Annotated in this window: 8 protein-coding genes; 6 read left to right on the forward strand and 2 right to left on the reverse strand. The window is 39.4% G+C overall.

All coding sequences use genetic code 11. The features are described from left to right. The first annotated feature begins 23 nt into the window (after positions 1-23). Complete coding sequence (gene bauA / locus ACYU0V_RS05400) at positions 24-2,309, forward strand: TonB-dependent siderophore receptor BauA (protein WP_461849315.1); 2,286 nt, start codon at positions 24-26, stop codon at positions 2,307-2,309. A gap of 65 nt (positions 2,310-2,374) precedes the next feature. On the opposite strand, the gene basC is transcribed toward bauA, so the two are convergent. Further along, a complete protein-coding gene (gene basC, locus ACYU0V_RS05405; RefSeq protein WP_461849316.1) occupies positions 2,375-3,685 on the reverse strand; it encodes a putative histamine N-monooxygenase in 1,311 nt (436 codons plus the stop codon). Positions 3,686-3,732: 47 nt separating this feature from the next. Continuing rightward, complete coding sequence (gene basD, locus ACYU0V_RS05410) at positions 3,733-6,675, reverse strand: acinetobactin non-ribosomal peptide synthetase subunit BasD (protein WP_461849318.1); 2,943 nt, start codon at positions 6,673-6,675, stop codon at positions 3,733-3,735. Positions 6,676-6,836: 161 nt separating this feature from the next. On the opposite strand from basD, the gene basE reads away from it, so the two are divergent. The 5 genes from basE (at position 6,837) to barB (ending at position 14,067) form a co-directional block, all read left to right on the forward strand. Further along, entirely contained in the window at positions 6,837-8,465 is a 1,629-nt protein-coding gene (gene basE / locus ACYU0V_RS05415; protein ID WP_461849320.1) for a (2,3-dihydroxybenzoyl)adenylate synthase BasE, read from the forward strand. Between the two features lie 17 nt (positions 8,466-8,482). Continuing rightward, positions 8,483-9,352 (forward strand): acinetobactin biosynthesis bifunctional isochorismatase/aryl carrier protein BasF, encoded by an 870-nt coding sequence (basF, locus tag ACYU0V_RS05420; RefSeq protein ID WP_347740661.1) that lies wholly within the window; start codon positions 8,483-8,485, stop codon positions 9,350-9,352. Between the two features lie 116 nt (positions 9,353-9,468). Next, a complete protein-coding gene (basG, locus tag ACYU0V_RS05425) occupies positions 9,469-10,620 on the forward strand; it encodes an acinetobactin biosynthesis histidine decarboxylase BasG (protein WP_322976318.1) in 1,152 nt (383 codons plus the stop codon). Positions 10,621-10,864: 244 nt separating this feature from the next. Then, positions 10,865-12,475, forward strand: a complete 1,611-nt coding sequence (gene barA, locus ACYU0V_RS05430) for an acinetobactin export ABC transporter permease/ATP-binding subunit BarA (RefSeq protein WP_461849322.1) — start codon at positions 10,865-10,867, stop codon at positions 12,473-12,475. After that, a complete protein-coding gene (barB, locus tag ACYU0V_RS05435) occupies positions 12,472-14,067 on the forward strand; it encodes an acinetobactin export ABC transporter permease/ATP-binding subunit BarB (protein WP_461849324.1) in 1,596 nt (531 codons plus the stop codon). The genes barA and barB overlap by 4 nt, the downstream gene beginning before the upstream one ends. Positions 14,068-14,102: the final 35 nt, after the last annotated feature.

The raw sequence follows: 14,102 nt of genomic DNA on the forward strand, positions 1-14,102 counted from the left end.
TTTAAGCAGATAGTTAATAAAAAATGAATCACAACATTAAAGGTCTTTCAATGAACAACGTTAGCGATAACCGTAATTTTAAAAGTGGGAATGATCAAAGAATTAATTACCGTTCTTTTGTACTAAATGGTATTGCCTCTGCACAAATGGCCCTTCGATTAGGCTATGCATTAGGCACTGTATTTGTTCTATGTGCATCAAATACCTATGCTGCTGTTATTGATAATTCAACAAAAACTTTAGAACAACAACAAGCTGCTCAAACAAATGTAGCAGCTTTACCAGCAATTACTGTAAAAGCTGAACAAGACGATACTTATGCAGGTGGGCAAGTTTCGTCGAAAAGCTCAGTTGGCTTTTTAGGTAATAAAACCGCTATGGAAACCCCGTTTAATACCATTGCCTATACGGATACATATATCGCCGATAAACAGGCAAAAGATATAACAAGTGTGATTGCGAAAACAGATCCATCCGTGTTCACCAATGCGGCAAGTGGTGGCTGGAGTGAAAACTATTATATTCGTGGCTTTGAGTCGAGCCCGAGTGATATGTCTATGAATGGATTGTTTGGTATAACCCCTTATTATCGAACTTCACCTGAAATGTTTGAAAAAATAAATGTACTTAAAGGTCCTTCTGCATTACTCAATGGAATGCCACCAACAGGTTCCATTGGTGGGACAGTTGACCTCACTACCAAACGTGCAACGGATGAACCATTAACACGTTTGACTACGACATATATGTCTGACTCTCAGTTTGGTGGGCATTTAGATCTTGGGCGACGATTTGGTGCTGACAAAGAATTCGGTGTGCGAGCAAATGCGGTATATCGGGATGGCTCTGGACCAGTAGAAAAACAGGATTTGAAAACTGAGTTATTTTCATTAGGAATGGATTGGCATGGTGATCGTGCACGTGTTTCGACAGATCTTTACACATCCAAAGATCGAGTGGATGGCGTAACACGAGGCATCAACCTCGGAAAAAATATCGCGATTCCGAAACCACCTAAACCTGAGACTTTACTCAATCCAGATTGGTCTTTTGTGGACATTAAAGACAAGGGCGCCATGATACGCGGTGAATATGATCTGACCAATAACGTGATGGGGTACGCAACCTATGGACAAAGTAAAACAGAATATAAATATAATGGTGCGATGTCAGCAACAGTTTTAGATAATAATGGAACCCTCCAAACAAATATTGGTCAACTGGCATTTAATGTTGAAAAAAAGTCGGCAGATGTAGGGCTGAAAGGAAAATTTAATACCGGAGCAGTAGGACATCAATGGGTAGTCAATGCGACATATTACAAACATAATCAAGATGATTATGGGGTAAGAAATGTGGCAGGAGCTGAATGGCCGACTAATCTTTATGATCCAATTTGGGGGAAAGCTGTCCCTTTTAATGCGCCTCTAATATCTAATTCTGAATTGCAATTAAATAGTTACGGTTTTGCAGATACCCTATCTTTTATTGAAGATCGCTTACAGTTAACTTTAGGTGTACGTTATCAAAAGGTAGAAAGTAGTAATTTATTTGTGCCGACATCGACTTTGACTAAATATAAAAAGAATGCAACGACACCAGGCGCTGCAATTCTATTTAAAGCGACAGATAAAGTTTCGATTTATGCAAACTATATCGAGGGCTTAACCAAAGGTGATGCAGCCCCCCTTACTGCGGCAAACTATCCAACAATATTTGCACCTTACAAAACAAAGCAAACAGAATTTGGGGTGAAGTTTGATCAAGGTACATTTGCGCATACCTTATCATTGTTTGAAATCAAAAAACCAAGTGCTTACACTGATTTAGCAACTAATATATATACGTCTGGGGGAGAGCAACGTAATCGAGGAATTGAATGGAGTTTCTTTGGCTCACCAATTGAAAATGTACGTTTGATGGGCGGTGCATCTTATATTGAACCTGAAGTGACTAAAACAGCCATCCAAAGCAATGAAGGAAATATGGCCGTAGGTGTCCCTAAAACACAAGGGAAATTAGGTGTTGAATGGGATAGTGAAGTTGCACAAGGCGTTTTAACTTTATCTAGCAATGCAACCGCAGTTTCGAAACAGTATATCGATCAAGAAAATACATTGCATATTCCTGGCCGTACGCTGATTGATGTCGGTGCACGATATAAAACTTCAATCTCAAATCATCCTATTACTTTTAGAGCAGACATCAATAACTTGACGAATAAAGCCTATTGGGGAATGCCTAAACTATCGAATTTGGCTCTAGGCGCACCAAGAACGTATATGCTATCTGTATCATATGACTTTTAATTTGTTGTAATCTTCAACCGAATAAAAAAACCCGCAATCGCGGGTTTTTTTATAATATTCATATTTTATTTTGGTAAACCATAGTGCTGGAAAGAAGACTGTTTAGGAATTCGATAAGCATTACGCCCCAGTAATTGATTAATAATCACTGAGTTTCGGGTTGCTCCGATTCCTAAATCTGGAGAACCAACGCCTTGCTGAAAAATCTCGGCATTTTGAATGAAAATTCGACCTTGTCCTTGATCACAACGTAAAGCCGTAAAGTCTTCTTGAACAATACAATCATTTTTATCATCAACAGCTAAAATAGAACCTTTCATATTTTGGAACCATTCAGGCCAATCATGAACATAGCCTGTAGCTGCGACAAGGGCATCAGTTTCTAGTTCGCAACGTTGATCGAGTTGAGTATGCAAACAGGTTAAATGCAGAGAACCCGATTCAAGTTCTTCAACCGATTCAACCTCACAGCTTGTGTATAAGCTTAAACCGGATTTCTCACCTGCCACTGAACGCTCATAAAGCACATCATATATATCACCAATGGTTGAGAAACTAATGCCTTTATAGATCAGGCCCTGACTAGCAGCAATATCGCGGCGTTTATCTCTAGGCAGGCTTTGGAAATATTGCATATATGCAGGGGTAAAACATTCTTGCCCAAGTTTAGAATATTCCATTGGGTGAAAGCCGGCAGAACGTGTGATCCAACGAATAGATGCACCTGCTTTTACTTGTTCTGGTGTAAGTGAATTAAATAAAGCAAGTACGCATTCTGCTGCACTTTGGCCCGAACCAATAACCGTGACCTGTTTACATTGCTTGAGTTGTTCCTGAATTTTTGCAAACTCCGCTGAATGTTTTACCAAAGGGTGTTTGCATGTTTCTAGCCATTCAGGAATTCGGGGTTTTGTTCCAATGCCAATCGCCAGATTTTGGCTTATATATTTTTGTTTTTCCCCCGAGGCTGATTCACTTTCTATAATAAATTTATCGAGCTTGGCGTCATATTCCACATGACTTACGTTTTCTCCAAATCGACAATCCGGCAATTGTTTTGAAGCCCAACGGCAATAATGGTCGTATTCACGGCGTGGAATTAAAAAACTGTCGTAATAATAAAACTGATGTAAGCGATCATGTTGATGTAAATAATTAATATAGCTTAAGGGATGGCAAGGGTTGGCCATAGTAACCAAGTCGGCAAAGAAAGGAACTTGTAATGTCGTACCTTGCAATAGCAACCCTTCATGCCATCGAAATTCTGGTTTGCGTTCTAAAAATACGCTTTTGATTTCGGGATGATGAGACAAAAGAGCAGCTAAACCTAAGTTGAATGGCCCAATACCAATTCCGGTAATATCTATTTTTTTCATGTTTATACTTTATCTGTTTCCAAAATGATGAAAGTTCAAAATACGAATTAATGTAGTGTTAGTAGTTTCTCTACATCAGCAATATTGCGACATTGAATAAGTTGAACAGGTGACAGCTGAATCGCGTATGTTTCATTGATACGTTTTGAAACGACCTTTAAATGATGTGGACGTAGCCCGAGATGAGTAAAATGAGTTGAGTTGTCCACTTCCTTATTTGGCGTGTGGCCTATCACTTCTAAATAAATGTCGAGTAGTTGATTTTGCTGTTTAGCATTATTATCAAGTGCTATAGATGAATGACCGGACTCATTATTCTTGAAATATGGTCGTTTATTTTGAAGCTCACTGAAAAAATTGCTGAGATCAAAACAGAATATTTCTGAACTAATAATTTGCTTGATTGCTAATTGTAGTGCATTCAAGAAATCTTCAATCATGTAAGGTGGAAATGCTTCTTGGGCATAATCAATATCGAAAATCAAAGCGCCGTCATTTCTTGTGCTAAAGCGAATATCAATTGCAACTTGAGGCGTCTGAGTAAGGCCATCTAGTTGCTGAATAGAATGAGATTCAGATAGTACAGGCCATGACAAACCATTTGTAATTACAATCGGTAATACAGGAGCAGTGCCAACTTTTTCAAATAATAGTCGAGCGAGATCAACGCCTGAAAATGAAAGATGCTGTAAACCCTCTAAAACTTCAGTTTGCAAACGGTTTGCTTGTTCAGCAAATTGATCTGAAGTTTTCCACTCAACAGCAATAAACGTAGAGCTATTGGAAAATGGTCCGGCATAGAGGGGAAGTGTTGGAACAGCAACGCATAGAGATTTGTCAGTGTTCCAATGAGATAGCACTTCCAAAATAATCGCCATGATGATTGAGTTTTTAAACAGTGAATGTTTTGCGCCAATTTTAGACAACTGTTTAAATTGAACTTTCTCTATAACCAGACTATTACGTTGGTAACGTGAAGTCGGTAAATGTTGTAAGGGTGTTTTCCAAGGAAGCGCAGGAATGTTAGATAATTTAGAAAATTTTCTTTCCCAGTAAGCCATATCTTCCTGATGAACAGACAAGCTATTTTCAGCTTCATTTTCTTCTATTTGCGTTTGGATATCGTGTTGTTGTCCATCGAATAGTTCTAACATAAGTGAAGCTATAGATCGGCCATCTAAAATTAATGCATCAAAGCGGACAAAAATCGTTAGTAGATTATTTTTTAATAAAAATACAGTGATATTCCAAGGCGATTGTTTTAAATCAAATAGCTCATGCGTATAACTATTTTTATAGGACTGGATGTGGTGAGATGCACGTTCAGGTTCCCATGTAGTTAGGTCTATTTCTTTTAAATTGACACTCACTTGATCGCTTACATGTTGTACGAACCTATTTTTATCAATATAGGTTCTTAAGCTGTCATGCCGCCGTACCATTTCTGTCAATCGTTGTCTTAATAAGACAATATCCATTTTGCCGTGATACTGCCTAAACTCTTGCATGGCAACACCACCTAAAGGAAGGGCTTGAGTTCGGCCTAATAGGTAGGCTTGCTGTAATGCATTTAATGATTTTTGAGACGTACGATCTGACGAGGTATTTTGTGTTGGGCTTATAATTTGTGTATTCAGTTGCTCAGGATGTGCGGCAAGATTTTTAAGTAAATGAATGAAAGATTCAAATAAATTCGTGATCCATTCTTTGGGTAGAGCATCTAAACGGATGTCCCAATTAACTAAAATACCGTCATCTACATGAGCAACTTGTGCATCAAGTGCAACTTGCGGCCCTTGTGAAATGACCCAATTCATTGAGCCAAAAACACGGCGGACACGCTCAGAAAGCAAATTATCATTTTCTAAGTCGAGTGCCGCTGTAAATACCACGGGAGCAATCTGTGCACTACCATGATAACGGGACAGGTCACGTAGAACATTAACACCCGAATAATGTGAATGCTCTAATAACTCAAGCATTTGATTTGCTATTTGTTTGCAGAATGCGGCTAAGGTAGTTGTCTCATTCATATCGACATCAAGGATGACTAAATTAGCAAAATCACCAATAGAGCCTTCGACATTTTTTAAAACCGGTTCGCGCCAAAAAGTAGGAATATTTAATCGGAAGCTGTGATCTTTGGTTGCATGACCAAGCGTATACGCAAATAAACCCAATATTAGGTTGGTTACAGTAATGTGTTGTTCTCTAGCAAGTTGTTGTAATGCTGTTCGTTCTTTTGGCGATAACCAAGTACTTAAACGATCACTTTTTGCTGTTTTAAATTCTTGATTAATGAAAGGTAGAGACGGAGCAGGGCTAATATAAGGCAGACGTTGTTTCCACCATAAGCGGTCTCGTTGGTTTAATTTTTTTAGGTCAGGGTCCGTCCGTATTTTTTGATACCAGTCAAAAAAATTAGGCGGACGGGAGAATGATATTTCTGGGTCTTCATAAAACAAAGAAAGATCTTCCATCAAGTTCAAAAAACTGGACGGATCTATAGCAATCATGTCCGTATCTACATGAAAACGGAAAATATTATTTTTAAGAACACTTACAGAAAATCTTGCAGTTTGACCCTGACTTAAATCAAGTTTTTGATGGGTCCATTGCTCACGTTTTTGCATGAGCATTTGCTCAATTTGATGATCACTAAACTTTGAAAAATCATCGACTTCTAATATCTGTTGAGCCTTCTCAGCCATGATGTTTGCGATGCCATCGGCACTCAAACTTAACCTCAAAATAGAGTGTTCTTTATAAAGTCGTTGAAGTGCTAAATGTAATTTTTGTAGATCAATAAATTGACCGTCAAATTCTGCATAGAGGTGGGCAGCAACCCCACCTAAAGTTGCGTTGCCAGAGCGACCAAACCAGCAGGCCGCTTGCATCGAAGTTAATTCACACATTGAACGATAACTCGGTTGACAAATTAATCTTGTTTCAGCATCATACAAACAAATGAAAATGATTACCAGTTGCATTTGTTAATCATTTCCAATTTTGCTGTGAATATATAGCTTGTCCGTCTTAAGAATTTTCTTTTGTCGGTATTCAAATTAAATATTTATGCCGATATGTAAGAAAATTTACGAAGAATCAATAGCTTGATAAACATTAAATTAAATTGAATATTTAGAATGTCATGAAAAAACAGTTGATTGAGTTTGTTCGCTGGTCTCCAGAGAGAGCGCAACACTATCGAAATAAAGGTTATTGGATTGACCAACCTTTGACGCGCATTTTAACGGTAGGGGTTCAATTGCACCCGCATTCGCCGGCAATTATTTGTGGTGAGCGTCAGTTGAGTTATATTGGGCTGGACCAGCTATCAACAAATTTAGCTTCTCGACTAGCTGAAAAAGGCTTGGGCAAGGGTGATACAGCTTTAGTACAGCTTCCCAATGTTGCAGAGTTTTATATTGTCTTTTTTGCCTTGCTTAAGGCAGGCGTGGTTGTGCTCAATGCGCTATATAGCCATCGCCAATATGAACTAAATGCCTTTATTAAACAGATTCAACCTAAGCTTTTAATTGGTTCGCGTCAGCATGAAGTCTTTAGCAATAATCAATTTATTGACTCACTTCATGAAGTAAATTTAAGTCCTGAAATTATTTTGATGCTCAATCATCAAGCTACCGATTTCGGACTATTAGACTGGATTGAAACACCAGCAAAGACCTTAGTCGATTTTTCATCTACACCTGCTGATGAAGTTGCTTTCTTTCAATTGTCAGGTGGAAGTACGGGAACACCAAAACTTATTCCACGAACGCATAATGACTATGACTATAGTGTGCGGGCCAGTGCCGAGATTTGCGGTTTAAACTCAAATACCCGGTTATTGTGCGCTCTACCAGCTCCCCATAACTTTATGTTGAGTTCACCCGGTGGATTAGGCGTTTTACATGCAGGTGGATGTGTTGTGATGGCACCAAATCCTGAACCGCTCAATTGCTTCTCTATTATTCAAAGACATCAAGTCAATATGGCATCTTTAGTGCCGAGTGCTGTCATTATGTGGCTAGAAAAAGCAGCTCAATATAAAGATCAAATTCAGTCTTTAGAGTTGCTTCAAGTAGGTGGTGCAAGTTTCCCTGAATCTTTAGCCCGTCAAGTTCCTGAAGTCCTCAATTGTAAATTACAACAAGTATTTGGAATGGCCGAAGGCTTGGTCAATTACACCAGACTAGATGACTCCGATGAGCAAATATTTACGACACAAGGGCGTCCTATCAGTTCTGATGATGAAATCAAAATTGTAGATGAGCAGTATAGGGAAGTCCCGGAAGGTGAAATAGGAATGCTTGCGACTCGGGGACCTTATACCTTTTGTGGTTATTACCAAAGCCCTGAACATAATTCACAGGTCTTTGATGAGGACAACTATTACTATTCGGGCGATCTCGTACAGCGTACTTCGGATGGTAATTTACGTGTAGTAGGAAGAATTAAAGACCAGATTAATCGTGGTGGTGAAAAGATTGCTTCGGAAGAAATAGAAAAACTTATTCTTTTGCATCCAGAAGTTATGCACGCAGCTTTGGTCGCAATTGTTGATGAACAATTCGGTGAAAAGAGTTGTGCTTTTATTGTTTCTCGGAATCCTGAACTTAAAGCTGTTGTGCTCAGACGCCATCTCATGGAATTGGGTATTGCACAATACAAACTTCCAGATCAGATCAAATTAATCGAAAGTTTGCCACTGACTGCAGTCGGTAAGGTGGACAAAAAACAACTTCGCAGCATTTTAAATACATCTACAACATCTTAATAAATATTGAGCAGCATATGGCTATTTCAAAAATTTCTACTTATCTCATGCCCAAACGAGAGAGTTATCCAAATAATAAAACAGACTGGCAGTTAGATCCTTCTCGAGCAGTTTTGTTAATTCATGATATGCAACGCTACTTTTTAAATTTTTACGATGCTGAAAGTGAATTAATTAAAACGGTTGTTAATCATTTAGTTCAACTAAGAACTTGGGCACATCAGAACAATGTTCCTGTTGTTTATACAGCACAGCCTTATGAGCAACCAGAGGCAGATCGCGCATTACTGAATGCGATGTGGGGACCGGGTTTGCCAGCCTCAACAATCGATCAGCAAAAAATTATTGATCAACTTTCTCCTGCTGAACATGACATTGTCTTAACGAAATGGCGTTATAGCGCGTTTAAACGTTCGGATTTGCTTGAAAGAATGCAAAGCTGGAATCGTGATCAGCTCATTATTGGCGGTGTCTATGCCCATATCGGTTGTATGGTTACGGCAATTGAAGCCTTTATGAGTGACATACAATCCTTTCTGGTTGGGGATGCAGTTGCCGATTTTTCAGAAGAAGAACATCGCTTAGCTTTGAAATATGTGTCTTCACGTTGCGGTCAAGTCATTGATACCGAATCTGTAGTGGGGCAGGTAGCAACAGGCATTACACGACCTTGGTTAGAACAAAAGGTCCAGCAGCTTATTGAAGAAGATGAATTAGATCCAGAAGAAAACCTGATTCTTTATGGATTGGACTCATTACGAATTATGCAGTTTTCTTCGGAACTCAAAGCACAGGGAATCAATATTAGTTTTGAGGAATTAGGACGCACACCCACTTTATCAAATTGGTGGTCATTGGTTGATGCACGGCAACGGATTGCAGGGTAGAGGGTTGCCATCATAAGGCATACGACAAATCCTGGTCGCTAAATTTTACATAAAATTTATATCTTTGATAGCGACTCCTTAGACGACTTGTAATCGTCATATTAACGGAGCAAAAAATGATTTTATCGCCTGCTGATCAAGAGAAAATAGAGACATTCTGGAATTACTGTTTAAAACATCAATACTTCAATATTGGGTATCCTGAATCTGCAGATTTTGATTATTCCGCTTTATTTCGTTTTTTCAAATTCTCTATTAATAATTGTGGTGATTGGAAAGACTATAGCAATTACGCATTGAATTCTTTTGATTTTGAAAAAGATGTGATGGCGTATTTTGCCGAAATTTTTCAAATTCCCTTTGAAGAAAGCTGGGGATATGTAACCAATGGTGGCACAGAAGGTAATATGTTTGGCTGCTATCTGGCGCGTGAGCTATTTCCAGATTCCACATTATATTACTCAAAAGATACGCACTATTCGGTGGGAAAAATCGCCAAATTATTGCAGATGAAATCTTGTGTGATTGAATCATTAGATAATGGTGAAATCGACTATGATGATTTAATCCATAAAATAAAAATCAATAAAGAAAGTCACCCCATTATTTTTGCAAATATTGGCACGACCATGACGGGCGCAATTGATGATATTGAAATGATTCAAGAGCGCTTAGCGCAAATCGGAATCATGCGCCGAGATTATTATATTCATGCCGATGCTGCCTTAAGTGGCATGATTTTACCTTTTGTTGATCATCCTCAAGCGTTTTCCTTTGCTCATGGCATCGACTCGATTTGTGTGTCTGGTCATAAAATGATTGGCTCACCGATTCCGTGTGGCATTGTTGTGGCCAAACGCCAAAATGTAGAGCGTATATCAGTAGATGTAGACTATATCTCTACACGTGATCAAACCATTAGTGGTTCTCGCAATGGCCATACTGTCTTGTTGATGTGGGCGGCAATACGTAGCCAAACTAATTTACAAAGACGACAGAGAATTCAACATTGCCTAAAAATGGCCCAGTACGCAGTTGATCGCTTTCAAGCAGTGGGCATTCCTGCTTGGCGGAATCCGAATTCAATCACTGTGGTATTTCCGTGTCCTTCTGAACACATCTGGAAAAAGCATTATCTGGCAACCTCGGGAAATATGGCTCATTTAATTACTACGGCACATCACCGAGATACACGTCAGATTGATAGCTTAATTGATGACGTTATTTTTGATTTACAAGGTGCCTCTAAACGTACAGTTGGTTTTTAGTCATATCAACCAAAATGATTTAGACAAATCCATATTAATTTTACAGTCTAGAAAATGATCTAAAAATATTTTGATAGGGTGGTTAGGAAGTTTTTGATGCAATTAAAGTTTTTAAAAAAATACTTTTTATACGATTTTCTTATTCATGCTTTTTTAAAGCCGGAAATGGCAATTCTTGCTGGTCAATTCAAGCGAAATTTTATTTTAAGTACCGCTTTTTCTATGAATATAAAGAGAGATAAGCATGTCTGATTTAAAGTTATCTCATCTGATGACAGACTCTTCCTTGGCACCTGCACTCAAGCCAGCATTTCCTAAATTATTTGCAGGAACGTTTGCTGCCGTATTTTCGGGTTTAGCCATTTTAACTGCCCTGTGGGGCATGATTCAGTTGATTGGTTATTTATCTTCTTATTGGGTGATCTTTTCAGCGGTTTTTTGGATAGTCGGGGCTGCATTGGCAGCACTGGCTTCATGGTTAGTGCATGATGCAGAGGCTGGATTTTCGGCACGATTACGTCGTCAAATAGCTCATCATTTAATTCGGTTACCGACCACAACCCTATCAAAACAGGGTGACCAAAGCTTAAAACGACTGGTTTCAGACGATATCGCAACCTTACATCATATGGTAGCGCATTTACCTTCGGAAATTGCGATTTTTGCTGTAATCCCTTTAGTTTCTATTGTTTTATTAATTGTGTTGGTTGGCCCGATGGCCCTTTGGGTATTATTACCTGGGGCAATTGCTTCACTTTATTATTTAATTATTGTCCCCCATGTATCAAAACGGGATGGCGCTGCGCGTATGCAGGTCATGTTAGATATTATTGGTTCTGCTGATGATTATGCGCGCGGCATTCGTGATAACCGAATATATGGGCAACAATCTGGCGCTTTAAAAGCCTATACTCAATCAGCACAAAATTTCACTCAAAATATGGTGTCTTGGGTGAGTAAAGTCGCAACCCTTGCTGCTGTTGCCACTGCATTACTACAAGCTGTTGCAACCTTTGCCATCGCCTATCTCGTGGCTTATCGATACGACAGTATGACCTTGGCTGCAACACTTTTCTTTAGTTTAGCCATCGTGACACCTTCACTACGTTTAGGGCATGGTCTTGATTATGTCGCTGCTGGGCGAGCTGCAGCTAGTCGTTTATCTGCATTCTTAAAAGAGCCAGTACTCTCATCGGGCAATCTACAACAGATTGAGCAAGATGTAACACTTGAAATAGTTAATGCAAGCTTTGCAATCGAAAATCAAAAAGTATTGAATCGATTAAGTTATTCATTTCCAAAAAATTCAATTACTGCAATTACAGGGCCGAGTGGAGTTGGAAAAACATCCTTACTGCGAGCACTTGCTGGATTAGCCGTATTGCAAGAAGGTGTCGTTCAATTAGCAAAAGCAGATATTTTGCAATTACATGAAAAACTAAGACATGAAAAGGTTTTGTTTATTCCACAAGGTGGAGATGTATTACCAACCACAGTAAGAGAAAACTTGTCCTTATCTGCCATTAATGCAAATGATGAACAACTTGAACAGGCACTACTCAAGGCTCAACTAAAAGTAGATTTAAATGCAGATGCAACTTTACTTTCAGGCGGTGAAAAACAGCGCCTAGGAATAGCGCGTGCTTTTTTATCCTCAGCTCCTATTATTTTATTAGATGAGCCAACGAGCGCACTCGACCAGATCAATGCGACAAAAATAATATTGGAATTAAGCGACTTAGCTAAGAACCAGAATAAAACCATAGTCATGGTCACTCATGATCTTGCCTTAGCTGCTCATGCCGACAACAGGTTAGTGCTTAAAGGCCCAACTGACCCAGGGAAATCTTTATGAATACTCCTGCTAAATTAAATAAAGATCAGATTTTTTCGATGCTTCCTCGTGCGGCCAAACAAAAATTAATTATTGTTGGTATCGGATGGATCATTGTTGCAGCAATTGAAGCAATCGCATATACCGTATTGGCATTTGCTATTGTCAATCAATGGTCTCCAAGTTGGGTTCTCATCAGTGCAATTGCAGCAATATTAGTGACAGTTGTGGTCACCCGTGCTGGCTTCCTTACTGGTGTGCGTTTAGCAGGGGATCTATTTGCTGAGTTGGGTAAATCTTTAGCTCGTGCCAAGCTCTCTTGGTTTACCAATGAACAGCGTGCTCAGATTAAGACAATTGCTGGACAGGGAATTCCTGGGTTTATGAGTATTCCTGCTCATCAATTGCAAACCTTTTTACATGCGCCTTTTATGCCTTTGTTTCTAACAATAGGAATAGGTATGCTTGCCGGAACAGGCGTAGCATTTGTCGCTTTGGGCTTACTTTTACTCTCTTTATTTGCTCAATTCTTAGCACAACGTGCACTCATGCATATTGATAAAAAACGTAATACTGCCGATTTAGCTGCTTCACAAGCAACGCTGGAATTGGTTGATCATGTTGAGTTATTACGTACAGCAGCGGGACCAGAACGTGCGGTTCAAAGACTGGAGCATCGTTGGGAAGAACAAGAAGAGACATTAGTACGAATCAATCGTGCTGCTGCATTTGCAAGTTTTGTTGCAACCTTGGCAAGTGTTTTACCGATTGCTGGGATGGCAACATATCTGGTGATCGCTGGAGTCAATCAGGCTGCTTTGGTATTGGCATTACTCGTCTTAATTGGACGTGCAGCAGCGCCGTTAGGTGAACTTGCTACCGCAGGGTTGCATATCAATGATTTGTTTGCCGCACTGCGCAATTTTAATCAGATCACCCATCCACCTGAGTTGCCTGAGCCATTACACCCTCAAATTCCTACTGGCCATCATATTTCGATACAAGACGTTAGCTATGCGCCAACAATTGAAAATATATCTCTCGACATCGCATCGGGGAGCAGTGTATGGGTTACCGGACCAAGCGGTAGTGGTAAGAGTACTTTACTTGAATTGCTTACAAGGTTTGATGATCCACAAAGAGGAAAAATTACCCTAGGTGACATAGCTCTTGATCAAATGAAATATGAAGATTTGGTCTCGAATATTGCTTATGTCACACAAGAACCTATTTTGTTCACAGGAACACTGGCTGAAAATATCCGTTTAGGAAAATCTGATGCAACTGATGATGAAATAGAAAAGGCTGCAAGAGATGCTGCATTAGGCGTAATGATTGACCGTAGTTCAGAAGGAATTAATCAATCGGTTGGTAAACAAGGCACCGCATTGTCGGGTGGTGAACGTCAGCGGGTCGCAATTGCGCGAGCATTACTCAAAAATGCGCCGATTTTAATACTTGATGAAGCCACCTCTGCTTTGGATGAAGAGACTGAGCAGGAAATCGTTACAACGATACGTGCCCTTTCTTCTACGGTTATTTTTGTGACACATCGTGACTCAGCTATTTGGCAACCGACTCAAACTATAAATTTAGCTTCAACCTCTGTTTAAAAAAAGCGCAGAAACCTGATTTAAGCATTTTTTAT

The organism is Acinetobacter sp. X9 (assembly GCF_054889255.1).

What these genes read in the sequence shown, in the direction of transcription:
- basD (WP_461849318.1), bottom strand. Translation starts at nt 6,675, where the DNA reads ATGCAACTGGTAATCATTTTCATTTGTTTGTATGATGCTGAAACAAGA.
- basC (WP_461849316.1), bottom strand. Translation starts at nt 3,685, where the DNA reads ATGAAAAAAATAGATATTACCGGAATTGGTATTGGGCCATTCAACTTA.
- basE (WP_461849320.1), top strand. Translation starts at nt 6,837, where the DNA reads ATGAAAAAACAGTTGATTGAGTTTGTTCGCTGGTCTCCAGAGAGAGCG.
- basF (WP_347740661.1), top strand. Translation starts at nt 8,483, where the DNA reads ATGGCTATTTCAAAAATTTCTACTTATCTCATGCCCAAACGAGAGAGT.
- basG (WP_322976318.1), top strand. Translation starts at nt 9,469, where the DNA reads ATGATTTTATCGCCTGCTGATCAAGAGAAAATAGAGACATTCTGGAAT.
- barA (WP_461849322.1), top strand. Translation starts at nt 10,865, where the DNA reads ATGTCTGATTTAAAGTTATCTCATCTGATGACAGACTCTTCCTTGGCA.
- bauA (WP_461849315.1), top strand. Translation starts at nt 24, where the DNA reads ATGAATCACAACATTAAAGGTCTTTCAATGAACAACGTTAGCGATAAC.
- barB (WP_461849324.1), top strand. Translation starts at nt 12,472, where the DNA reads ATGAATACTCCTGCTAAATTAAATAAAGATCAGATTTTTTCGATGCTT.